The organism is Chryseobacterium sp. HNCC26DJ238 (assembly GCF_057180465.1).
Genome location: NZ_JBXUGI010000014.1, coordinates 103,316 through 124,456 on the forward strand (window position 1 = coordinate 103,316; position 21,141 = coordinate 124,456).

The 21,141-nt window shown below is 37.6% G+C and carries 19 protein-coding genes and 3 tRNA genes; 12 read left to right on the top strand and 10 right to left on the bottom strand.

The window, feature by feature from the left end; genetic code table 11:
* Positions 1–19 precede the first annotated feature (19 nt).
* The 6 genes from AC2A07_RS14110 to AC2A07_RS14135 all read right to left on the bottom strand — a co-directional run bounded on the left by AC2A07_RS14110 (position 20) and on the right by AC2A07_RS14135 (position 5,329).
* A complete protein-coding gene (locus AC2A07_RS14110; protein ID WP_484050952.1) occupies positions 20–3,673 on the bottom strand; it encodes a hypothetical protein in 3,654 nt (1,217 codons plus the stop codon).
* 26 nt (positions 3,674–3,699) lie between these two features.
* Complete coding sequence (locus tag AC2A07_RS14115; protein WP_484050953.1) at positions 3,700–4,119, bottom strand: hypothetical protein; 420 nt, start codon at positions 4,117–4,119, stop codon at positions 3,700–3,702.
* Complete coding sequence (locus tag AC2A07_RS14120; protein WP_314497527.1) at positions 4,082–4,432, bottom strand: hypothetical protein; 351 nt, start codon at positions 4,430–4,432, stop codon at positions 4,082–4,084. The genes AC2A07_RS14115 and AC2A07_RS14120 overlap by 38 nt, the downstream gene beginning before the upstream one ends.
* A 615-nt stretch (positions 4,433–5,047) precedes the next feature.
* Positions 5,048–5,121: transfer RNA gene (locus tag AC2A07_RS14125), tRNA-Arg, on the bottom strand.
* Positions 5,122–5,152: 31 nt separating this feature from the next.
* A tRNA-Pro gene (locus AC2A07_RS14130) sits at positions 5,153–5,227 on the bottom strand.
* Between the two features lie 15 nt (positions 5,228–5,242).
* Positions 5,243–5,329, bottom strand: a tRNA-Ser gene (locus tag AC2A07_RS14135).
* A gap of 136 nt (positions 5,330–5,465) precedes the next feature.
* Between AC2A07_RS14135 and AC2A07_RS14140 the strand changes: the two genes are divergently transcribed.
* The 4 genes from AC2A07_RS14140 to AC2A07_RS14155 all read left to right on the top strand — a co-directional run bounded on the left by AC2A07_RS14140 (position 5,466) and on the right by AC2A07_RS14155 (position 10,067).
* On the top strand, positions 5,466–6,491 hold the full coding sequence (locus AC2A07_RS14140; protein ID WP_484050954.1) for an N-acetylmuramoyl-L-alanine amidase: 1,026 nt from the start codon (positions 5,466–5,468) through the stop codon (positions 6,489–6,491).
* A gap of 71 nt (positions 6,492–6,562) precedes the next feature.
* Entirely contained in the window at positions 6,563–7,963 is a 1,401-nt protein-coding gene (gene aspA / locus AC2A07_RS14145) for an aspartate ammonia-lyase (RefSeq protein WP_484050955.1), read from the top strand.
* 74 nt (positions 7,964–8,037) lie between these two features.
* Positions 8,038–8,892, top strand: a complete 855-nt coding sequence (locus AC2A07_RS14150; protein WP_484050956.1) for a glycosyltransferase family 2 protein — start codon at positions 8,038–8,040, stop codon at positions 8,890–8,892.
* A gap of 125 nt (positions 8,893–9,017) precedes the next feature.
* The gene (locus AC2A07_RS14155) at positions 9,018–10,067 is read left to right on the top strand and encodes a hypothetical protein (RefSeq protein ID WP_484050957.1); all 1,050 of its coding nucleotides are present in this window, start codon (positions 9,018–9,020) and stop codon (positions 10,065–10,067) included.
* On the opposite strand, the gene AC2A07_RS14160 is transcribed toward AC2A07_RS14155, so the two are convergent.
* The 3 genes from AC2A07_RS14160 to AC2A07_RS14170 form a co-directional block, all read right to left on the bottom strand.
* Complete coding sequence (locus AC2A07_RS14160) at positions 10,060–11,538, bottom strand: lipopolysaccharide biosynthesis protein (RefSeq protein WP_484050958.1); 1,479 nt, start codon at positions 11,536–11,538, stop codon at positions 10,060–10,062. The genes AC2A07_RS14155 and AC2A07_RS14160 overlap by 8 nt on opposite strands.
* A gap of 9 nt (positions 11,539–11,547) precedes the next feature.
* Positions 11,548–12,342, bottom strand: a complete 795-nt coding sequence (locus AC2A07_RS14165; RefSeq protein WP_484050959.1) for an FkbM family methyltransferase — start codon at positions 12,340–12,342, stop codon at positions 11,548–11,550.
* Between the two features lie 115 nt (positions 12,343–12,457).
* Positions 12,458–13,135 (bottom strand): DUF2461 domain-containing protein, encoded by a 678-nt coding sequence (locus AC2A07_RS14170; protein WP_484050960.1) that lies wholly within the window; start codon positions 13,133–13,135, stop codon positions 12,458–12,460.
* 275 nt (positions 13,136–13,410) lie between these two features.
* Here AC2A07_RS14170 and AC2A07_RS14175 point away from each other — a divergent pair, with 275 nt between their 5' ends.
* The 3 genes from AC2A07_RS14175 to AC2A07_RS14185 all read left to right on the top strand — a co-directional run bounded on the left by AC2A07_RS14175 (position 13,411) and on the right by AC2A07_RS14185 (position 17,176).
* Entirely contained in the window at positions 13,411–15,126 is a 1,716-nt protein-coding gene (locus tag AC2A07_RS14175; protein ID WP_314497555.1) for a DEAD/DEAH box helicase, read from the top strand.
* Positions 15,127–15,374: 248 nt separating this feature from the next.
* Positions 15,375–16,013: a DUF47 domain-containing protein gene (locus tag AC2A07_RS14180; RefSeq protein ID WP_129536417.1), complete on the top strand. Its 639-nt coding sequence runs from the start codon at positions 15,375–15,377 to the stop codon at positions 16,011–16,013.
* Positions 16,014–16,033: 20 nt separating this feature from the next.
* Positions 16,034–17,176, top strand: coding sequence for an anion permease (locus AC2A07_RS14185; RefSeq protein WP_484050961.1), 1,143 nt, complete (start codon positions 16,034–16,036; stop codon positions 17,174–17,176).
* Positions 17,177–17,229: 53 nt separating this feature from the next.
* Here the strand turns inward: AC2A07_RS14185 and AC2A07_RS14190 are convergent, their stop codons facing one another.
* Positions 17,230–17,574: a helix-turn-helix domain-containing protein gene (locus tag AC2A07_RS14190; RefSeq protein WP_484050962.1), complete on the bottom strand. Its 345-nt coding sequence runs from the start codon at positions 17,572–17,574 to the stop codon at positions 17,230–17,232.
* Between the two features lie 178 nt (positions 17,575–17,752).
* Between AC2A07_RS14190 and AC2A07_RS14195 the strand changes: the two genes are divergently transcribed.
* From AC2A07_RS14195 to AC2A07_RS14215, 5 genes are all read left to right on the top strand, one after another.
* Positions 17,753–17,980, top strand: coding sequence for a hypothetical protein (locus tag AC2A07_RS14195; RefSeq protein ID WP_484050963.1), 228 nt, complete (start codon positions 17,753–17,755; stop codon positions 17,978–17,980).
* Between the two features lie 217 nt (positions 17,981–18,197).
* Positions 18,198–18,863, top strand: a complete 666-nt coding sequence (locus tag AC2A07_RS14200; protein ID WP_484050964.1) for a hypothetical protein — start codon at positions 18,198–18,200, stop codon at positions 18,861–18,863.
* 228 nt (positions 18,864–19,091) lie between these two features.
* Positions 19,092–19,229: a hypothetical protein gene (locus tag AC2A07_RS14205; protein ID WP_484050965.1), complete on the top strand. Its 138-nt coding sequence runs from the start codon at positions 19,092–19,094 to the stop codon at positions 19,227–19,229.
* Between the two features lie 4 nt (positions 19,230–19,233).
* The gene (locus AC2A07_RS14210) at positions 19,234–20,037 is read left to right on the top strand and encodes a GLPGLI family protein (protein WP_484050966.1); all 804 of its coding nucleotides are present in this window, start codon (positions 19,234–19,236) and stop codon (positions 20,035–20,037) included.
* Positions 20,038–20,133: 96 nt separating this feature from the next.
* The gene (locus tag AC2A07_RS14215) at positions 20,134–21,105 is read left to right on the top strand and encodes a polyprenyl synthetase family protein (protein ID WP_314497579.1); all 972 of its coding nucleotides are present in this window, start codon (positions 20,134–20,136) and stop codon (positions 21,103–21,105) included.
* The last annotated feature ends 36 nt before the right edge of the window (positions 21,106–21,141 follow it).

A 21,141-nucleotide genomic window follows, 5' to 3' on the forward strand; every position in this document is an offset into this window, starting at 1 on the left:
AAGGTTTATAGCAACAGGTTTATACATTTTTGTTATAGGCAGCATACCAGCCCAGACTTTTGGCTGTAGCTCCGGGATTGGGATTACCGAACAAAAGGAAGTCGGTATTACCTCCCGGTGGCAGTTTCAGGATACCCAGCAGTTTCAAAGCGATATTGGACAGGGTGAGCAGATACGACTGCTGGTCCACTACATATTGCAGGCTCAGTTTATCAATAGCGAGCTTCAATACGCCCTGGATACTCAGCAGTTTTGCATTGCTGGCAGTACCGGGCAGCTTGATTCCCACAAAAGCATTATAGCCGGGAGCTGCAATTTTAGAGCCCGGACTCCATGCGATAAGCAGGCTGGCATTGAAACCGATGCTGCTGGCTAGTTCGCCGGGTGACCCCATATTAAGGGTCATCTGAAGGCCATACCAATCCCCTGTAATTCCTGTGGCATTAATGCCGGGTAAGGATAGTTTTAAATAGCCCTGACCTGAAGGTGCCGAATCGTCATTGCCGCTCAACAGCTTATTGATCTGTAAAGCAAAATTGGGGTAGAGACTATTGGCTCTGGCGTTGCTTTGCGATGAGTTAAATGCAATTTGCGAGGCATCAAAACTATAAGTGGTCACCGTTGGCGTATTGAGATTAAAGGCCATGTTTACATACAGATTACTGTAATTGAGTCCTCGTTGCAGGGTGCCATCATTCGATGCGATACCAAAGGAAAAAGCATCCAGTGGATAGTCTGAACCATCTTTGGTGGTTGCCTGAGCGATCATCGTATCAAAGTTGAGGTAGCCCCACATTGTAAATCTTGATTGTATGTCCAGAACCGCAGGATCTGTCGTGAGGGTGTTGAATTGTATTTTGGTGATCTCTACATTGGTCAGCAGGTTACTGTCAAAGTAGAATAAATTATCGTCTTTGTTATCGAAAACATAGACCGGGGTGCCGTTATGATCCTGATAAGTACCGTTCAGCACTACTGTATTTAAGCTATTTGAGCCATACGGATTGTTGGTGCCGGTCACTTTATCGGAGAACAAATTGTTCATGGTCAGTTGCAGTTTACTGGTAAAGTCTTTGATGGCGGTATTTTCAAACAATATCTGGAGGAACAGTACTTTAAAATCGTAATTAACTCCTGTAGCAGGCTGCACAGGTTTATTGGGGTTCAGTCCCTGTGATATCTGCTGGGCATAAGCAGGGTCAACATAATTGATGAGTCCAAACAGCGAACTGACAGGATCCATGGTGATTACGCCGCTGGCATCTACCCGGTTCACTTCAATGCCGAAATGATGTGCGTAGAAGTTTTTAAGGTTGATACCGCTGATCAATCCTTTTAATTGCTGCGGGAATTCCTGTAAATCAATCGTTGCTTTCAAAGCCAGAACACCATTCCAATTGGGATCATTAATGATGGTGTGAAATTTCTGATAATATTCCAGCTGTCCGGAAGCAGGATCGGCTAATGCTGCCTTGTAGGCATCTTCAGCTGTTTCCAGGTAGGTCTGCAGCCAGGATGACAACGCAACCAGCTGATTATAGGCAGCGGCGGAGTCGGTGTTGCTTTTATCGATGTTGAACGCATTGGCCTGGGTCCATTCTTTGGGATTTTTTACCCGGTCGATGATGGAGCCTTTACAGAATTTAAAGATCAATACATTATTGTAATCGGCGTAGGTATTGCCGGTGCCTACGTTCAGATCAAACGGCCAGTCTTCGATGGACATTTTATTGTTGAAGACAGGCTGACTGCTTGTGCCACCGCCTGGTGTATTCATGGTTGAAAACAAATCACCCAGATACTGGTTGTTGGTTATCACCAGAAACTGCTGATTGGTAAGGAAGGCACTTTGCATTTGAGGCATCAGATTTATAAAGCTGAGCTGGTATTGCGAAGGTGTTGCAGGAGTTTCTCCTTCCGGGTTAAGGTATTCAGGCGAACCGTTGTTGACCGTATTCTGTGCCAGGTTCAATAAGCTCCAGTTACCATTGTTGCTCACATTGGCCACCAAACCTTGTGGAGTGGCTGAGGCCGTATAGTCTGTAGCTGCAGTTTTTGCCATGGCTCTTTTGGCCTTGCTTTTACTGCTGTGTGGCGTACTGAAAGCAGCAGATATCAATGTTTTTCTTTCGGTGCTGAGTACCTTGGATTCAAAAGCATCAATACCTTCTGCACTGGGTGGCGGAACCGGATTTACGCCAAGATATGGCGCTATAGGCACTGCAAAACCACTGTTTTGAGGCATGTCTACAGAGGGCTCATAAAAGCCCAGAAACCCTGTGATATTATTATCCGGAGATGCTACCCCATGATCTTTAGCGTATAAAGAAGCACCCTGAGGCTGTGAGGCATATTGCACATTGCCGGGTGTAGCGGCTACGATATTCGCCCATGCTGTCAGATAAGTGCTGTCGAGTATAGGTTTATCGGTGCCAGGGTTAGCCAGGGATACTTCCTGACCGGGAAAATTGGCAGCAAAGGCCGACTGTTTTGAGGTAAAACGTATGGTGTCACCGGTTATAGTGCCGGCGTTGTTCTTATAGGGAGTAAATGAAACTACTTCTGTACCGGAAAGGCCGGGCAGTAAGCTGTACTGTCCGTTTTCATCAGCAAAAGCAGCCTGTGATGCGCCTGGGTCGAGGTAGAAATCTCCCTCCGGCGACAGATAAAATGATTTGATCCCTGCAGCATCCTGCGGGGAGATGACAAAGCGTGCGCTACTGTCTGTCGGAAAAAGATTATTGACCGGTGCTCCTGAATCCACCATGTTCACTGCAGGCCATAAGGTAAGAGGGTAGCCGGTATTGATGGCATAATAACTGGGCAGACTGGCTGCTCTTGTCATTCCGGTATTGGCATTGTAGATCTGACCTGTGATGGCAAAATAGGTATTCAGTCCTCCATTATTAGCTACATCAAGGAGATCTATTTCAGTCTGAGTAAGGAGAAAATCATTGGTATTGCCAGTTTGCAGAATGGGATAGGCAAAGTAGGAAGGTGCTGTGCTGTCACCATAATAATAGTTGTTTTGCAGACCATATCCCTTAAAGTCTAGATTCATATTCAGACCCAGCAAAAAACGGAAGGAGCCCGTACCCGGGCCGCTGAAAGGAATCGTAATGTCGCCATTGAATAAAGAGCTGGTACCTAATGTCTTATTGGCAAAAGTCATATTGGGATTGCCAGGCGTCCATGTGAGGCGTAGCGCATTAGGGTTTTCATCCGGCTGCAGCTGCATCACGGTATTATTCTGGATGGAGAGTGTACCGAAGCCGCTGCCGATAGTTACAGTAAATGGCTGGCCTACTACAAAAGGGGCGCTGGGACCAAATTGCGCAAAGTTGAGGACCGTTGTATTCTGAGTGGAGGGTTTTTGGTCCGGATTGCTGAGCCATGCGGTCGTGAGGTTGGCTGTCACATTTTGCCGGAAGGTCAACAGGTAAGGACGGTAGCTATCGATAAAGCTTTTTGCATCTGAGGGAGCTATCCGGGCAAACAGGAAGTAGACCTGTTGCTGAACTGCTACCTGGAAGCTGATGGTAGGGTCGTTATAAGAAGATCCTTCAGGAAGCAATAAAGCGGTCCAGTGCTGTCCTGCCTGATTAAACAGATAGAGTGCAGGATTTCCTGAATTTTCATTGCTGAATATGATGTCTGTTTCGGATGGTGCCATAAGAATAATTATAGGTAGTGAATACTTTAACCAGGGCAGAAGAGCATAACAAGAATCATAACATTCATCAGAGACAGATTTAATACCGTGATTTGCCTGCCTGCAAAGTTGCCTACAGCAATTACCTGCTGGCCGGGCTTTAAAGAATGTATACCATTGAAGATTTCCGTGCTGTCCAGCTGAATAGCATCAGGGGCACCGGTCAGAACGGTCATAGCTATATTAACCTGACTGGTATTGGTGATCGAACAGATACAATCGCTTCCGTTATTGGTTAGTTTTTGTGTAAATTCAAAACGGGAAAGCGATACGGTATCAGCTTTAGACCTGATCAAACCCTGACCCATTGCCAGGGTATGACCAAGAATAATTAATAAAAGGATCTGAAAGTGAAGTTTATAGCTGCACTTAGCTTGTTTGGCACTGAATAGTTGCCTCAGCATCATTTTGAGCATTAGTGATGTTTGTGATAGTGACTGTAGAGCCTCCAAAATCACCAAATGCTGTCACTACAATGTTGGGAGAATTAGGTTTTAAAGAATAAACTCCGTCGAACGCTGATCTTGAATTCCCTGCGTCGTCTACAATAATACCGCTTCCTGGTGCTCCTGAAATAGCGAATTTCAGTACGTTGCTTCTGCTGGAGTTAGCAATAGTAATAGTCGAATTTGTACCGTTTGTTGTGTTCCAGGTGCAATATTGACCTGATTTAATGCTGGCACTTCCATTTTGATTGATTACTGGATTTTGAGATGGCATAAATATTTGTTTTAAGGTTAAAAAATTATTTTAAAGAGGTAATGTTATAATCGGGCAGGATTCTTTATTTATGTATATCGAATACCCATTGATTCTTCTTAATTTCTCAATCCGATTCTTTTTTGTAAATGACCGATAGATAAATATTGGTTTGGACCTGTTACAATTCATTTTTTCTCTTTTTCTACTCGGACTTTCGATCGTTTGCCTTTGTTTACAGTCTTTATGAGTTTCATTGGAGAACAAGTCAAAGTAAAGACAATAAAATAATATGATGTTGAGTGAAAATACTGAAATTATGAATTGAGTATAAATACGTAATTGATAATCAGGTTGATAAGAATGAAATTGAACCTGAATTTTTTAATTTTGAGACAATATTAATACATAATGAAAATGCAGTTTTACGGATATTGTCAAGAATAAAGATCATCGGTCATCAGCATTAATATTCTGATATTGACAACAGGATGATCTGTGTAAAAATTGAAGTTTTGTAATTCTAAATAAAATTGAATGATTTAAGTTGATCCTAAAGGATCCCTGCCAGGATAAGAGTACTTAAGAAATAAAAAAACCGACATCAAATTGTTTACAATTCTGATGTCGGTCTTGTGAGCGCGAAAGGATTCGAACCTTTGACCGTCTGCTTAGAAGGCAGATGCTCTATCCAGCTGAGCTACGCACCCATTGGTAATTTTGAGAAAATTACTAAAACAGTCGGGGCGGCAGGATTCGAACCTGCGACCTCCTGGTCCCAAACCAGGCGCGATGACCGGACTACGCTACGCCCCGAATTTATCTTTGCTGCGGAGAGTAAGGGATTCGAACCCTTGGTACCGTTTCCAGTACGCATGTTTAGCAAACATGTCCTTTCGGCCTCTCAGGCAACTCTCCTGTTATAACGTTTTTTGAATGATCGCTGTTCCGTTATTGCGAGTGCAAATATAGAATAGATTTCTTTATTTACCAAATAATTTTCAGAAAAAAATTGTGTATTTTTGAGCTGATAAATGATTAAAAATTTAAACTAATGCGTAAAACATTATATATCATCGGCTTAAGTGTTTTCGTTTTTTCGTGCAGTTCACAAAAAAATGTAAAGAAAACAACCTATAAACCGAGAACAACAGCAGTGCAGCCTAAAACTGCTGCTAACTCTCAAAATTCAGTGAAAAATAAACCTGAAGTAACTACCGAACATGGAGTGGAATTTTTCAGAACCAATATTGCAGATATCACCAAAAATGACAATACTGTAAGTTATGGATCTATTGTCTCTGCAAAACCTGCAGGGTATAAAGTTGTCAAAACTTACTTTCCTTCCATGGGACAGAATTTCAGACAGAAATACCTGATCCTTCATTACACTGTTTTACCGGATGATAAATCGATCACCGTTCTTACCCAACAGTCCGTGAGTGCACATTATCTTGTTAATAATCTGGGAGATAATGAGATCTATCAGCTTGTGGACGAAAATAAACGTTCTTATCATGCCGGTGTAAGTGCGTGGCGTACGGATAAAAACCTTAATGACACTTCCATAGGCATTGAGATCGTCAATATGGGATATAAAGCTGATGCATCAGGAGTGAAAATATTTGAACCGTTCAGTGATGAGCAGATCAGAAAAGTCGCTGCGCTGGCAAAAGATATTGTTGTAAGATATCAGATTCCTCCCACCAATGTTTTGGCACATTCGGATATTGCCCCTACGAGAAAGCAGGATCCGGGTCCGCTTTTTCCATGGAAAAAATTATATGATGAATATCAGATCGGGATGTGGTATGACGAAATGGCAAAGCAGAATCTCATGATGCTGGCCCAGACAGATATTGAAACAAGATACAGTGAGCCTGCATTTATTTTTATTGTGCAGACCGCATTGCAGAAATTCGGATATGATCTTCTGCCTAACGGTGTATGGGATGACGCAACCAAAAAGACAATTGAAGCTTTGCAGTATCATTTCAGACCTCAGAATTACAGCGGTATTTTAGATGCCGAAACATGGGCAGTTCTTCAGGCACTGAATCAAAAATATCCGGCGAAATAAGACAGAGTATACATCTTTAAGGGTGCGTTTTATATCATTTCAAAAATTTCAATGCTTAAATAAAGATTTTTATGGAAAATTTCAGACAGGAAACTGATTTATTGGGTGCACTGAATGTTCCGGTCAATGCCTATTACGGAGTTCAGACCCAAAGAGCAATTGATAATTTCAAGATTTCAGGTCAGCTTCTTTCATCCTATCATGAATTTATTAAAGGTCTGGCTTTCGTAAAGAAAGCGGCAGCGAAGACCAATTATGAATTAGGTCTGTTAGATCAGGATTTATATTTTAAAATTTCGGAGGTATGTGATGAACTGATCGGTGGATTATTTCACAGTGAGTTTCCTGTTGATATGATCCAGGGCGGGGCAGGAACCTCGATCAACATGAATGCCAATGAAGTCATTGCCAACAGGGTTTTGGAAAAATTAGGAAAGAATAAAGGGCAGTATGAATTCTGTTCTCCCAATGACCATATCAATCTGTCACAGTCCACTAACGATGCCTATCCTACCGCAATTAAAATGGGATTGCTGCAGATGAATGAAACGTTAGTTGAAAAACTGAAAAAAATTGTTGAAGCTTTCCGTGCAAAAGGGCAGGAATTTCAGGATGTTATCAAAATGGGGCGTACGCAGCTGCAGGACGCTGTCCCGATGACAATGGGACAGGAGTTTGAAGCATTTGCTGCCACTCTTGAAGAAGATATTTCAAAGCTGAACAGCAACGCTGATCTGTTTGTTGAAGTAAATATGGGAGCAACTGCTATCGGAACAGGAATTAATGCACCGGTAGGATATGCAGTACTCTGCGCGAAAAATTTAGCAGAAATTACAGGATATCCTGTAATTTCTGCCCCTGATTTAGTTGAGGCTACTCCGGATACAGGTTCTTACGTAATCTACTCTTCAGCAATGAAACGTCTTGCATTAAAACTCTCAAAAATCTGTAATGACCTCAGGTTGCTGTCTTCAGGACCAAGAGCAGGTTTGTCTGAAATAAATTTACCTCCTATGCAGCCGGGATCATCTATTATGCCCGGGAAAGTAAATCCTGTAATTCCTGAAGTGGTCAATCAGGTATGCTTTAAAGTAATAGGGAATGATCTGACCGTAACCTTTGCTGCCGAAGCCGGACAGTTACAGTTAAATGTAATGGAACCCGTTCTGTCTCATGCTATCATGGAAAATATTCATTTTCTGTGCAATGCGCTGGATACTCTTCGGGAAAAATGTATTGTGGGAATTACCGCTAACAGAGAAGTCTGTCTCAACATGGTAAAACACAGCATCGGTATAGTTACTGCATTAAATCCTTATATCGGGTATAAGCAGTCTACACAGATTGCCAAAGAAGCGCTGGCTACAGGAAAGAGTGTTTATAATCTGGTGTTGGAAAAAAATCTTCTTTCTCAGGAACAGTTGGATGAAATTCTGGATCCCAGAAATATGCTGAAACCGCACAATAAATAATGGGTAATATGTAATTGGTTATGAGTAATTTCCATTAATCAATATTTTCATAACAGGATAATTCAATATTAGATTTGAAATTTTTAATCATCATCCCCGCGCACAACGAACAGGATAATCTTCCGCTCACCTTAGATTCTTTACAAAAACAGAGTTTTAAAGATTTTAAAGTGGTCATTGTGAACGATGGTTCTACCGATAGAACATTTGAAGTTATTAAAGAATATACAGATGCAGATTCTCGTTTTGAAACAGTTGATTTGGAGAAGTCTGCTCATCAGCCGGGTTCAAAGGTGGTAAATGCTTTTAAAAAAGGTTTGAAAACTCAAAACATCAATAATTACGATATCATCTGTAAGTTTGATGCCGATATTATTTTAAATGAAAATTATTTGTCCGAAATAGAAAAAGCCTTTGCTGATCATCCAAAATACGGCTTGGTTGGCGGTTTATTATATGTTGAAAAAAATGGAGATTGGGTGTATGAAGGCAACTCTAACAAACACCATGTTCGCGGTCCTATGAAAGCTTACCGAAAAGAATGTTTTGAAGCTATAGGTGGTTTAAGGGAAACTTTAGGCTGGGATAACATTGATTCAATTTTGCTTAAACATCTTGGCTGGGAAGAAGTGGTTTTGCAGGAATTACAGGTCAAATTAGTCAAGGTAAAAGGAGCTGACTATACGATAAAACCTGCAGATTATTATGGCAGATATTTTTATTTTTTAGGATTAAACCGATTTCTGACCTATGTTGCGGCCGCTAAAGAAGCCATGAAAATAAAATCCCCTCCATTTCTGTTTCAGATTGTCAAAGCTTACGAAAAATGCAAATCTCAAAATCTGGAGCTGAAGATTTCGAAAGATGAACAAAAAATAATCAAAAATCAGCGTTGGAAAGAATTGAAAAAGAAATGGCTGAAAATTTAAAAAATAATCTATTAAACCTCAGAGGTTTTAAAACTTTATAAAATTCAGATATTGAAAGAGCGGGCTTTTGGCTGGTTATACAAAAATAATCATTCAATCGGCTTTAGCCAAAAATAGAAAATAATTTGTTGAGAAAAATAGCCTACATAGAAATAGACACCCACGCAGAAATTGCGCAGGATTTTATTGATTTAATGGATGATTCCAAAGAGTTTTCTGTAGATTATTATTTTTCCGAAAAAATTAAAAACCAGATACAGCTAAATAATGAATCTGTTTATCTTTCAGATTCTTCCATGATTTTAGATCAGTTGTCGGCTAAAAAATATGATCTGGTGATCATCGGAACAGTGCACCGGTATTTTAATACTTTCCTGACAGTCACCCGAAAGTACAAAACTGCGGTAATTATCCATAACCTGAATTTTTCAAAAATTTCAAAGCTTAGTTTAATTAAAAATGTATTTAGGGATGACTTGATTTACAGGCTTAAACTGTTGTGGAAAGAAGGACTGTCAGATGTGAAAAAGACTTATTCAACATCAAAATACCACCTTGTTCTTGATAAAGAATTATCAACAGGAAAAAATCGTTTTTTACCGCTTTTTTATACAAAATCACTGTCGAAAACCGAAAACAAACATTTAACAGTAGTAATTCCGGGCGGAGTATCCCAAAAAAGGAGAGATTATCAGCATGTTTTCAAAACCATTCGAAACATGCATACATCACACGAACTCACTTTTGTTTTATTAGGCAAAATTAAAGGACAGGAGCTGACACATGCGGAACACCTGCTGAAAGTACTTCCTGAAAACATCAGCATAAAATATTTTAAGGAAAGAGTATCTCCAGAAATTTTCAACGACTGGATGAAAAAAGCAGACGTATTATGGTGTCCTATTCAACAGGAAACAGAATTTTTCAGTAATAAAGAAATTTACGGAAAAACGAAAATGACCGGAAATTTAGGGGATGCCGTCAAATTTGGAAAGCCGGCCGTTTTTCCTCCAGATTATTCATCTGATCTCGACTTCATCATTCCGGAAGAAGATAATGTGATTGGTCAGTTTCTGAGACTTAAAAATTTTCAATACGATTTTCAGAACGATTTCAATCGGGAGAAAATTCAGAAAGATGCAGAAATGCTTTTAAATCAGTTGATTTCTATTTAAATTTCAGAACACTTTTAATGAATTTCATATTCAGATAGTCCTCAACAGGGAAGATTCTGGTAAAATGATTTCCAATAAAGATCAATACCAAAACTACAGCAGGTTTGTAAATAAGGTTGATAAACTGGTTGTTGAAATTCGGTAATACAATGGCTACTGTAATGGCTAAAGTACAGATTATAGATACAAAAATCATCTCAATACTTAAAGGGGATACTTTAAACATTATATAATTAAAAATGATTTTAATAACATTGTAGGCAGTCAGTGAAATTGCTGTTGATAAAGCAATTCCAATCAGTTTCAGTTCCGTATGGTTAATGAAATACAGATTTAAACTTATGGTCAGTCCTGCCAGTAAAAGCATGACGATGATATTGAAACGGTAATACTTTGAGAGAGAAATAATATTTCCGTTAAAACCTGTAGCCAGATCCAGCAGTACTGCAGAGCCCCATATCCAGATGACCGGAGTATATTCCTGAAGCTGAAGTCCGTTTTTAGGCATAAAATGCGTTAAGAATGGAAAGCCGACCATAATACAGGAAAAAAGCACTGCTCCGAGGAAATATAATGTTAACGAAGTTTTTTTATGAAATCTGTCGAGCTCTTCCATATCTCCTTCTGCAAGATTTTTGCTGATGATGGGTGCTGAAATATTGAATAAGCCAAGCTGTGGAATCGAAATCAAAGAGATCAGGGCATACAAAACAGAATAAATTCCGTTTTCCTCCATTCCGAGAAATTCTCCGATCATGAAACTGTTGATGGCTAAATAGTTTCCGAATGTTCCTAAGAATCCAAAAAAACTGTAGGAAGAGAACTCTTTCCAGAAACTGTCTTTTTTAAAATAGTCTGTACTTATGTCAAACCTGATTTTTTCTAACCTGTTGGTGTAATAAATATAACCCGTGAGCATGAGGGCAAACATTCCAAAGAAAAAGGCAAATGCAGTCTGTTGTGATAAAGCAAAATAAAAGACAAGTGAGAAAGCTCCAAGATTTGCTATTTTCGGAAATAAATTGTCAAAAATATTGGATACGACAATTCTTTTGTAGTTGGAGGTGTATTTGTTAAAGACTGCACAGAACGAAAGCAGCAGGATCATCGGAAGAATGACCTCTTTTATTTTCCAGGCTTCAGTATTTTTAAAAGCAGGAAAAACAGATGGAATGATAAAAAAAACAAGGGAGAATATGCAGAAATTTACAAAAATAGCAAGAAGGGAAAGTGAAAGCATATTCTGTTTTTTACCGTCTTTTTCCACTTTGTGAAAAAATTTGACATTGGAATAAGAAATTCCCAGTACGACAAAAGGAACCAGCATTTCGGCAGTGGGTAAAATATATCTCAGTTTCCCATAAAATTCAAAATCATTCGGAAAGATAAATATGGCGGAAATGGTTCCGATTAAAAAACCAAAATATCCAATGATGGAATATTTAAATCCCTGTCTTGCAACTACACTCATACAACGTTTTTAGTGATTTTTAGGGAGAAAGATAATATTGTTGATGTAGTCGGTTTTATTTTTTTCGTCAGCCGTATTTTTAGTAAGGATCTCTTCGGTCAGTTTTTCGGTTGTAAAACTTATCCTGTTAAGATAGTGGGCCTGAAAGCCCCAGCTTTCCACTTCTGAAATCTCATCCCAGATAGGCTGTTGATGATGTCTCTGTTCCATCTCAACCATTAAGGTCGGTTTAAATTGCCGGATCGTATTTTTTCCGCCAAAAAGTGTTTTTATTTCATTTCCTTCAACATCGATTTTGATAAAATCAATTTTTTTGATATTTTTAGATTGTATCCAATCATCCAGTTTTACCACTTCTACGGTTTCTGTGTAGGAATTTTCTTCGTCTTTTTCTTTGTAAGAAGTGTTCAGTGTACCTCTTGAAGCCACCATTTTTCCTTTGATAACCGGAACCTTAAATTGAGCGGTTGTATTTTCGTCAGAAAGTGCAGCGGAAGAAATATTCATGGAAGGAAAAAGCCTTTTCAGTCTGGTATTAAGTTTCTTGTTAGGCTCGAAAGCATAAATATTCTGATGGCTGAGCTTGTTCTCAAACTGGTAAAGAAAAGTCCCGACGTTGGCTCCAATATCTAAAATTACAGCGTCATTTTGTAAATACTCTTTGATCCAGACCAGCTCTGGTTCTACATTACGCGCTGAAAAATTTGATTTTGTGAGATTTTTTAAATTTTTAAAATACCTCTGTTTATAAAAACCAGGACTGATGTACTGTAGTTTTTCTGCGAGCTGTTGGTATAAAGACATTGCTTTCTTTTTTATGACGACCGACAAAGGTAATAAAAAATGTTAAAATGATGTTAAATTAATGAAATTGTAACCTGTTGACCTTAAGAGTATTCAATGAGGTTAAATTTGCCTTTTACTCAGAAGTATTTGAAAATGGTGCATTTAAAAAATCATTCAGAGGTTTTGCAGATTTCATTATGGCGGTCAGATTTCCAATGGTATTTTTATCCGTAAGGTCTTTGTTGGTAAGATGATGCACTCCTACAAAACTTTTAAGTCTGAGATATTCAGCCATTGGATCTTCTTTTTCAAAACCTTGCGGGATTTTTTTGAGGGAATGTTCACGGTCTAATTCTCCGTAGTATTTTTTGAAATCTTTATGCTCAACTGCTTTCAGGAATTCATCTTTAAAAACTGAAATTTCTTTTCTGATTTCTTTTAAAACAGGAGCTTCCGGAAGGTAAATACCACTTGCGATAAATGATTTTCCAGGCTCGATATGAAGGTAGTGACCTGATTTTTCGTTGCTCTTTCCCATCCCGAGAGATGCGCCAAAGTAGGTTTTATAAGGTGTTTTATCTTTTGAAAATCTTATATCACGGTAAATCCTGAGCAGAGATTTCTTCGCATTAAGTTTTGCTGCTTTGTCATCAGATTTTCCAAGCTCCAGAATAAGATCTTCAACGAATGTTTCGAACTCCTGTTGTACTTCAATAAAAAGATTTTTTTGATCATTAAACCATTCACGGTTGTTGTTTTCTTTCAGCTTTTTGAGGTATCCGAATATTCTTTGGGAGAGTATAACAGCCATAATCATTATTTTAGTCAAATTTAGCTAAAACCAGGGGTTACCCAAAATTTATACGGGGTTTTAAAGATTCATAAATAATAATGAAAAATTCAAATAAATCGATAAAACAAAATGGACTTGAGAGTTTCTTAAATTTAAAATAAAATTTTTGCCCATTTTTTGCATAAATTTAAAAATACTTGGGGTTTTCCAAATCAAAATTATCAATTCGTTAATATTATATAAAGAGTTATCCAATAATTAGTTGTATCTTTGCAAAAATTTTATATTAATTAATGAATTTATTTACGGAGACCAATTTAAGTCCTGATATCCTTAAGGCCATTGGCGAACTGGGTTACGAAAGCCCGACAGAAATCCAAAAACAGACTATCCCTTTTATTCAATCAGATATTCGCGATCTAATCGCACTTGCGCAGACAGGGACAGGCAAAACAGCAGCGTTTTCGCTTCCGATTTTGGACATGATTGACGATACGAGTCGCAAAATCCAATTTTTGGTGCTTTGCCCGACACGAGAACTATGTCTACAGATTTCAAAAGACATTAACAACTATTCGAAGTACATGAAAAACATCAAAACTACAGCAGTTTATGGTGGAAGCAGTATTACGGATCAAATGCGTTCTTTGAGAGACAAGCCACAGGTAATTGTGGGTACTCCGGGAAGGGTGATCGATTTGATCAACAGAAAAGCTCTTGACTTCTCTGAAATCCACTGGTTGGTTTTAGATGAAGCAGATGAGATGCTGTCGATGGGTTTCAAAGACGAATTGGAAACAATTTTGAGAGAAACACCTGAAACAAAACAGACTTTCCTGTTCTCGGCAACGATGAGCAAAGAAGTTGAAAGAATCTCTAAAAGTTACCTTACAACTCCACACCGTATTTCTGTGGGTTCTATTAACGAAGTTAAAAAGAACATCAAACATGAATTTTATGTGGTAGGATACCGTAACAAAAAAGAGGCTCTGAAAAGATTAATTGATGCAAACCCGAATCAGTATTCTATTATTTTCTGTAGAACAAGAATGGAAACTCAGGAGGTAGCAGACTTTTTAATGCAGAACGGTTATGGTGCTGATGCTCTTCATGGTGATCTTTCTCAGGCGCAGAGAGATACGGTAATGAAGAAATTCAGATTGAAAAATATCGATATCCTTGTAGCGACAGATGTTGCAGCAAGAGGTTTGGATGTGGATTCATTGACGCACGTAATCCATTTCTCTTTACCTGATGATCCTGAAGTTTTTGTACACAGAAGCGGAAGAACAGGTAGAGCAGGTAAAGACGGGATCTCTATGTCTCTTATCAAACCTGAAGAAAGCAGAAAGCTGAAGCAGATTAAATCGACAACAAAAATCGATATCGTTGAGAAAAAAATTCCTACAGGAGACGAAGTGATTTCTGCTCAGGTAAAAGGAGTTTTTGAAAAATTAATGACTGAACACGAAAATATCTTTGAATTTGATCAGAGTCTTGTTCCGGATTTAAGTAATTTCACTAAAGAAGAATTGGTTATCCAGTTGCTGCAGTTCCAGTTGAAAGATTTTGCTTTGTATTACAAAGATAAGCAGGATCTTGTTGATCAGAAGTTCAACAACAGGGATGATGACAGAGGTGGAAGAGACAGAGACAGCAGAGGCGGAAGAGATCGTGACAGAGGAAGAGACCGTGACAGGGGAGAACGTAGCGACAGAGGTGAAAGAAGAGGAGATCGTGGCGGTAAGCCAAGACAGAGAGATGAAAATATGACCCGGTTTTTCTTCAACCTTGGTAAGAAAGACCAGTTAAAAAAACTGGATGTATTGGAAATCATCAACAAAGCTACCTCAAGCAAAGGAAGCAAGAGAGCAGAAATCGGAAACATTGAGATTCTGGAGAAATTCTCTTTCTTTGAAGTGGAAAAGTCTTACAGCAACGAGCTTTTAGGAAATATCCAGTCAATGAAATTTAAAGGTAAAGATATGAGAGCTGAAGAGGCTAACTGATCTGAACTCTAAAATATAGGATAAGCCGGCATTTTTTGCCGGCTTTTTTTATGGATTATTTAGAATACTTCTTATAACCGATTCTAAATAAGTTGTTGATTTTTAACCGAATGTAAAGTGGCTGCGATTGCCGGTTTTTAATAAGAATAAATATTACGGTAATGTTAACAAAAATTAATGCCGGATGCTTTTTGTTAAGGTCCTTTTTTAGGAAATTTGCACACGAATAAATTAAATACAATTTACAAATGGCAATTGGTAATATTTTCCACGCATTTCAGCCAAAAGATAAAATTTTCTTTGTGCTTTTCGAAAAGGTAACAGAGAATTTAGTTGCAATGTCTAATGATTTTAACAACGGAGTGAAAGATTTTGATCTGAACGATGACGCAATGTTAAAACTGATGAGCGACTATGAGCATAAAAATGACGAGCTTACTCATGAGATCTTTATTGAATTGGGAAAAAACTTCATCACACCGTTCGACCGTGAAGATATTCATACACTCGCAACAGGTTTAGATGATATTGCAGACTATATTTACGCTTCTACAAAATATATTTTCTTATACAAATCTCCGATGATGAAGGCTTATGCAGACTTCTCATTACTCATTCACAAAGCTTGTCTTGAAATTCAGAATGCCATGAAGAACCTGAAAGGTTTTAAAAACATGGAACAGGTAAAAGAAGCTTGTATCAAAGTAAATTCTATCGAAAATATTGCTGATGATCTTCTTTCGAACTCAATGGTTGAGCTTTTTGAAACAAATGATGCCATCAATATCATCAAAATATCATCAGTTCTTAATTATCTTGAGATCGTAACCGACAAAGCAGAAGATGTTGCCAATACGATTGAGAATATCATGATTAAATACGCTTAAAAAACAATACATAACAAAAAATGGAATTTCCTATTTTACTTACGGTTATTATTGCTTTGGCTTTAATCTTCGATTATATTAATGGTTTTCATGATGCTGCCAATTCTATTGCGACGATTGTTTCTACAAAAGTTCTGACTCCGTTTCAGGCCGTGCTTTGGGCAGCGCTCTGGAATTTTGCAGCTTTCTTTATTGCAGCATACATCATCGGTGAGTTCAAAATCGGTAATACGATTGCGAAGACCGTTAACGAAAATTTTATTACTCTTGAAGTTATTTTTTCCGGACTGATCGCTGCGATCGCCTGGAACCTTCTCACATGGTGGTTTGGGATCCCATCCTCATCATCTCACACGCTGATCGGCGGTTTCCTGGGAGCAGCCCTGATGCATGCTTTTTTGATGGATTACCGGGAGGTCGTTGCTGCAACTCCTGATCTCGGAATATGGGATACCTTAAAACAGACCGTTATAAAAGTTGCTAGTCAGGATGTGGTGAAATTCAGTAAAGTAATTCCAATCTTCCTGTTTATATTCCTTGCACCGATTATCGGAATGGTGATATCCATCATCATTACCCTGATCATCGTTCATCTTTATAAAAAGTCAAATCCGCATAAGGCTGATAAATCTTTCAAAAGATTGCAGCTGGTGTCTTCAGCCCTGTTCAGTTTAGGGCACGGTTTGAATGATGCGCAGAAAGTAATGGGGATCATCGGAGCGGCAATTATCTACTACCATGTCAATATGCTTCAGGATCCTGTTTATGTAAACATCGAATCTGCTGAGCGTTTTAATTATTTTGCACAGCATTATATGTGGGTGCCATTGGTTTCATTCGTTGCAATTGCTTTAGGAACGATGAGTGGTGGTTGGAAGATCATTAAAACAATGGGAACTAAGATAACGAAAGTAACTCCACTGGAAGGAGTTAGTGCTGAAACTGCCGGTGCAATCACCCTATTCATTACCGATCACTTTGGTATTCCGGTTTCTACAACCCATACGATTACCGGTTCAATCATCGGCGTAGGTCTTACCAAAAGAGTATCAGCTGTACGTTGGGGAATCACTGTAAGTCTTCTTTGGGCTTGGGTTTTAACCATTCCAATTTCAGCAATTGTTGCAGCACTGACTTATCTTGCTGTAACCTACCTTACTTAATAAAAAGAAATAGATTATATCACTAAACTTTGTCTCAACAGGCAAAGTTTTTTTTATGGTACATTCTCGTCAGATATCAGTTTAGAAATTAACTGATTTTGTTTCTGCATCAGTTGATTGATCTGTGCCTGGTTCTGAAGAATAATTTCCAGAAGACAGTCTGAAATAGTATGGATCCCTATCTCTTCCTTACTTTTGTGATCTAAGAGATGCTTTAGATCTATTTTGAAAACTGTTGAAATTTTTTGTAAAAGATTAAAATCTATTTTTTCCACCAATCCATTTTCTATTTTGCTGAGATAGCTCTGCGAAATTTCTAAACTGAAAGCCAAACTCTCCTGTGAGATGCCTTTTAATTCTCTCAGTTTTTTAATTTTGAAACTGAAATTTTCATTCATGATTTTGTGTTTACTGTCACAAATATAATTTTTTTTTCATGAAATTTTATTCCATATAAAATGATGTTCTATTCCTTTTGGAATTGTATGTTCAATAATAAATTTTCATTTTTGGTAAGAGTTTTTGCAGGATACTGTAAATGAATGCGGATATTTTTAATTTCAAATTTTACAAAAGATGAAAAAATCACTTCAATTATCATTACTTTCTTTTCTGTTGGTACTTACCTTTATTTTTACATTAGTTCCATCAAAAATTGAAGCAAAAGGTTTCGGCCTTGGCGAAGGTTTTGGTCCTTGTCTGGAGACTTCTCACGGACATTATGAAAGACCTGTTTATGAAGATGTTTACATCTTTTGGATCAGAGTACAACATGAGGCAACCGGGGAATGGATTTCCTGTTAAGAGTTCTTGTTCCAAATTCTTAGATTTTAAGATTTCTGTTATAGATCCGAAAGTCCTTTTTTAATATTCCCACATGAGACAAATAATCATATTTCTTTCCCTGCTATTTTTATCATTCGGTTATGGACAGGAAATAATAATTGTTGACAGCATTGATAATAAACCAGTTGCGCACGCAAAAATCTATTTAAAAAATAAGTTATTGATTACTGATTCTTTGGGAAAATACTTTTTCGATGAAAAACCTGATGAGTTTATGATCAGGGCAAATGGTTATCAAGACAGAAATGTTTCATTGATAGATGATATAATAAAATTAAAACCGGATTTTAAAGATATCAATGAAATAGAAGTTAGCAGAGATAATTTTAGTGTTGATACTTCAATTGGGTTTCAAAAAAGCAAAAAGACTATTGTTATAGACAGTAACAAAGAGTTTGCAATCAGGATTATACATCCTTTTGATCTGTGTAAACTGGAAGATATTAAGATTCAATTTAAAAAGTCTCTACATGATAAGGGATATCTAATTTTAGATATCTATGAAGAAAATCGCAGCGGAGTGGGAGCAAGACTGAATTCGAATAGTTATGTAGTTCCTGTGAACAGTTTAAAAAAGACCAATTCCGTTAAAATCAATGAGAAAATCATCATTGAAAGTGCTTTTTATGTGTCTGTTATCTGGGTTGAGAATTTATATACTAAAAGTAACCAATTTACAAATAAAATCTATTTGAATGTAAAGGATGACAGTATTCAAGGTAAAATGTTTGTTAGAAAATCGACATATAATTTATGGGATTTAAAACCATTTGAAGAAAATGCTTTATCCGAAAATTCAATTATTCCGGCATTTTCAGCTTCAGTTAAATGCGCAAAGTGACATTGATCTTACTTAACGAATAAACATGTTTTCCATTTTGAAAGAGTTTTTGCAAAATACTTTTGATGTAGAAAATAGTAATTAAATTAAAATGAAAAAAATACTTTTAACAGCAGCCATTGGGTTTAACGGTTTGGTGAGTGCTGCAATAAGTGAACGGGCAGAAAAAAAGACGGTCCTGTATATCATGATAATCCTACAGACGCTTCACAAGAGGTAAAAAAATCAATGTCGGATAATTGCCACCCTGTTGCGTATGTTTTATCGTGCGGTGAGAGAATCGATGATACTTATTGTGATTATTATGATGAAATTGAATGTGATATCATGGATATCTGGGATGCGTGGGATCATGAACTTTGTTAATCAGATGAAAAAGGTCACAGCTGTTATATTTGTACTTTCAACTTTGCTTTCTTACGCTCAAAAGAATGTAAGTGGATCCGTTGCTGACATTGTCTGCAGATACCAGGTTGAATTTCTTAGAGATACTTTGAATAAAGAAAGTAAAACAAATGAAATCATGGCTCTGCAAATTGGAAAAAATATTTCACTATACAAAAGCGAACAGAAGAGAAAAACGGACTCTCTGAGAAATGAATCCATAAAAAAAAGTATTCAGGGTGCACAGAGTAAAGGACAATTGGTTATCGATTTTTCTAAGATACCGAGAGTGAATTTATCGCATGAAGTATATAAGAATGATAATGAACTGCTTATTTTTGATAAGATTGTTAAAGATCAGTATGCATATCCTGTAAATGAAAAGGTTATCTGGAAGATCGGAAAAGAAACGAAGCAGATAGCAGGCTACACCTGTCAGAAGGCATCAGGAGAATATAATAAGAGAAGATATGTAGCTTGGTTTACAAAAGAAATTCCTATTTCTGAAGGTCCTTATACATTCAAAGGGTTACCCGGTTTAGTGTTGGAGGTCTATGATACCAAAACCTTTTTTGTGATATCAATTCTCTCAATACAGAGATTAAAAGATGAAATCAAACCAATACATCAAGTAATCAGGACAACTAAAGATGATTTTGTAAGGAAAAGAAAAGAAGTCAATGATAATCCGGTTGCTGAATTGCAGAAATTATCAAAAAATCCTTTAAGTAAAAAGTTTAAAGATAAAGTTGCAGAAAATAGAAAACAGAAAAACAATTATTTGGATTAATGCTGCAATTGTAAAAAATCTGTCCTGATCATGGGACAGATTTTTGTTTTATAACCCCCTGAAAAATCGTATTTTTGTTTAAAATATTAAACTTTTATGGAATTCTTAGACACCTACCAACAGATTGTTGCTGATGCCATTACTAAATATACGTTCAAAGACAAGCCTACAGAATTGTATGACCCTATGAATTACATCATCTCGCATGGTGGCAAACGCCTTCGTCCGATCATGGTGTTGATGGCGTGTGATTTATTCGGTGGTGATATGAAACAGGCGATCAAGCCTGCTTTGGCGATTGAGTTTTTCCATAATTTTACGCTGATCCATGATGATATTATGGATGAAGCACCTTTGAGAAGAAACAAACCGACGATTCATACTTTACACGGTATCAATGTAGGAATTCTTTCCGGGGACGGACTGATGCTGAAAGCATATAAGTTTTTTGAAGACCTTGAACCGGAGGTTTTCAAAGCATGCATCAGAATTTTCACCCATACCGGATTATTGCTTTGCGAAGGACAGCAGTACGATATCAATTTTGAAACTCAGGCAGATGTAACTTTTGATGATTATATCAGAATGATTACTTACAAGACCGGGGTTCTGAGCGCATCTTCATTTGAGATCGGTGCACTGATCGCTAAAGCCCAGTTCAAAGATGCCAAAGCTATTTTTAATTTTGGTAAACACATCGGAATCGCTTTTCAGATCATGGATGATTATCTGGATGTATTCGGGGACCAGGCTCAGTTTGGTAAAAAACATGCCGGTGATATTTATGAAAACAAAAAAACAGTTCTTTATCTTCTGGCCAAGGAACATGGTACAGAAGAAGAGAAAAAAGAACTGGATCACTGGTATTCTAAAAAAACGGATAACATTGATAAGGTCTACGGTGTTGAAAAGATTTTCAGAAGAACAAAAGTAGATGAGAAAGCCTTGCGCCTGATCGAAAAACATAATGAAATCGGACAAAGTTACCTTTCAAAAATAGATATTCCTGAAGAAAAGAAAAAGCCGTTTGCTGAATTGGCGAACTATCTTTTAAGAAGAGAAAGCTAATGCGCTGATTTGAGAATTTGAAAATGGGAAAAATTT

Excerpts from the sequence above, each read along its gene's own strand:
- AC2A07_RS14215 (WP_314497579.1), top strand. The coding sequence starts at position 20,134 with ATGGAATTCTTAGACACCTACCAACAGATTGTTGCTGATGCCATTACT.
- AC2A07_RS14205 (WP_484050965.1), top strand. The coding sequence starts at position 19,092 with ATGTCGGATAATTGCCACCCTGTTGCGTATGTTTTATCGTGCGGTGAG.
- AC2A07_RS14160 (WP_484050958.1), bottom strand. The coding sequence starts at position 11,538 with ATGAGTGTAGTTGCAAGACAGGGATTTAAATATTCCATCATTGGATAT.
- AC2A07_RS14175 (WP_314497555.1), top strand. The coding sequence starts at position 13,411 with ATGAATTTATTTACGGAGACCAATTTAAGTCCTGATATCCTTAAGGCC.
- AC2A07_RS14195 (WP_484050963.1), top strand. The coding sequence starts at position 17,753 with ATGAAAAAATCACTTCAATTATCATTACTTTCTTTTCTGTTGGTACTT.
- AC2A07_RS14210 (WP_484050966.1), top strand. The coding sequence starts at position 19,234 with ATGAAAAAGGTCACAGCTGTTATATTTGTACTTTCAACTTTGCTTTCT.
- aspA (WP_484050955.1), top strand. The coding sequence starts at position 6,563 with ATGGAAAATTTCAGACAGGAAACTGATTTATTGGGTGCACTGAATGTT.
- AC2A07_RS14110 (WP_484050952.1), bottom strand. The coding sequence starts at position 3,673 with ATGGCACCATCCGAAACAGACATCATATTCAGCAATGAAAATTCAGGA.
- AC2A07_RS14185 (WP_484050961.1), top strand. The coding sequence starts at position 16,034 with ATGGAATTTCCTATTTTACTTACGGTTATTATTGCTTTGGCTTTAATC.
- AC2A07_RS14170 (WP_484050960.1), bottom strand. The coding sequence starts at position 13,135 with ATGGCTGTTATACTCTCCCAAAGAATATTCGGATACCTCAAAAAGCTG.
- AC2A07_RS14180 (WP_129536417.1), top strand. The coding sequence starts at position 15,375 with ATGGCAATTGGTAATATTTTCCACGCATTTCAGCCAAAAGATAAAATT.
- AC2A07_RS14115 (WP_484050953.1), bottom strand. The coding sequence starts at position 4,119 with ATGATGCTGAGGCAACTATTCAGTGCCAAACAAGCTAAGTGCAGCTAT.
- AC2A07_RS14120 (WP_314497527.1), bottom strand. The coding sequence starts at position 4,432 with ATGCCATCTCAAAATCCAGTAATCAATCAAAATGGAAGTGCCAGCATT.
- AC2A07_RS14140 (WP_484050954.1), top strand. The coding sequence starts at position 5,466 with ATGCGTAAAACATTATATATCATCGGCTTAAGTGTTTTCGTTTTTTCG.
- AC2A07_RS14190 (WP_484050962.1), bottom strand. The coding sequence starts at position 17,574 with ATGAATGAAAATTTCAGTTTCAAAATTAAAAAACTGAGAGAATTAAAA.
- AC2A07_RS14165 (WP_484050959.1), bottom strand. The coding sequence starts at position 12,342 with ATGTCTTTATACCAACAGCTCGCAGAAAAACTACAGTACATCAGTCCT.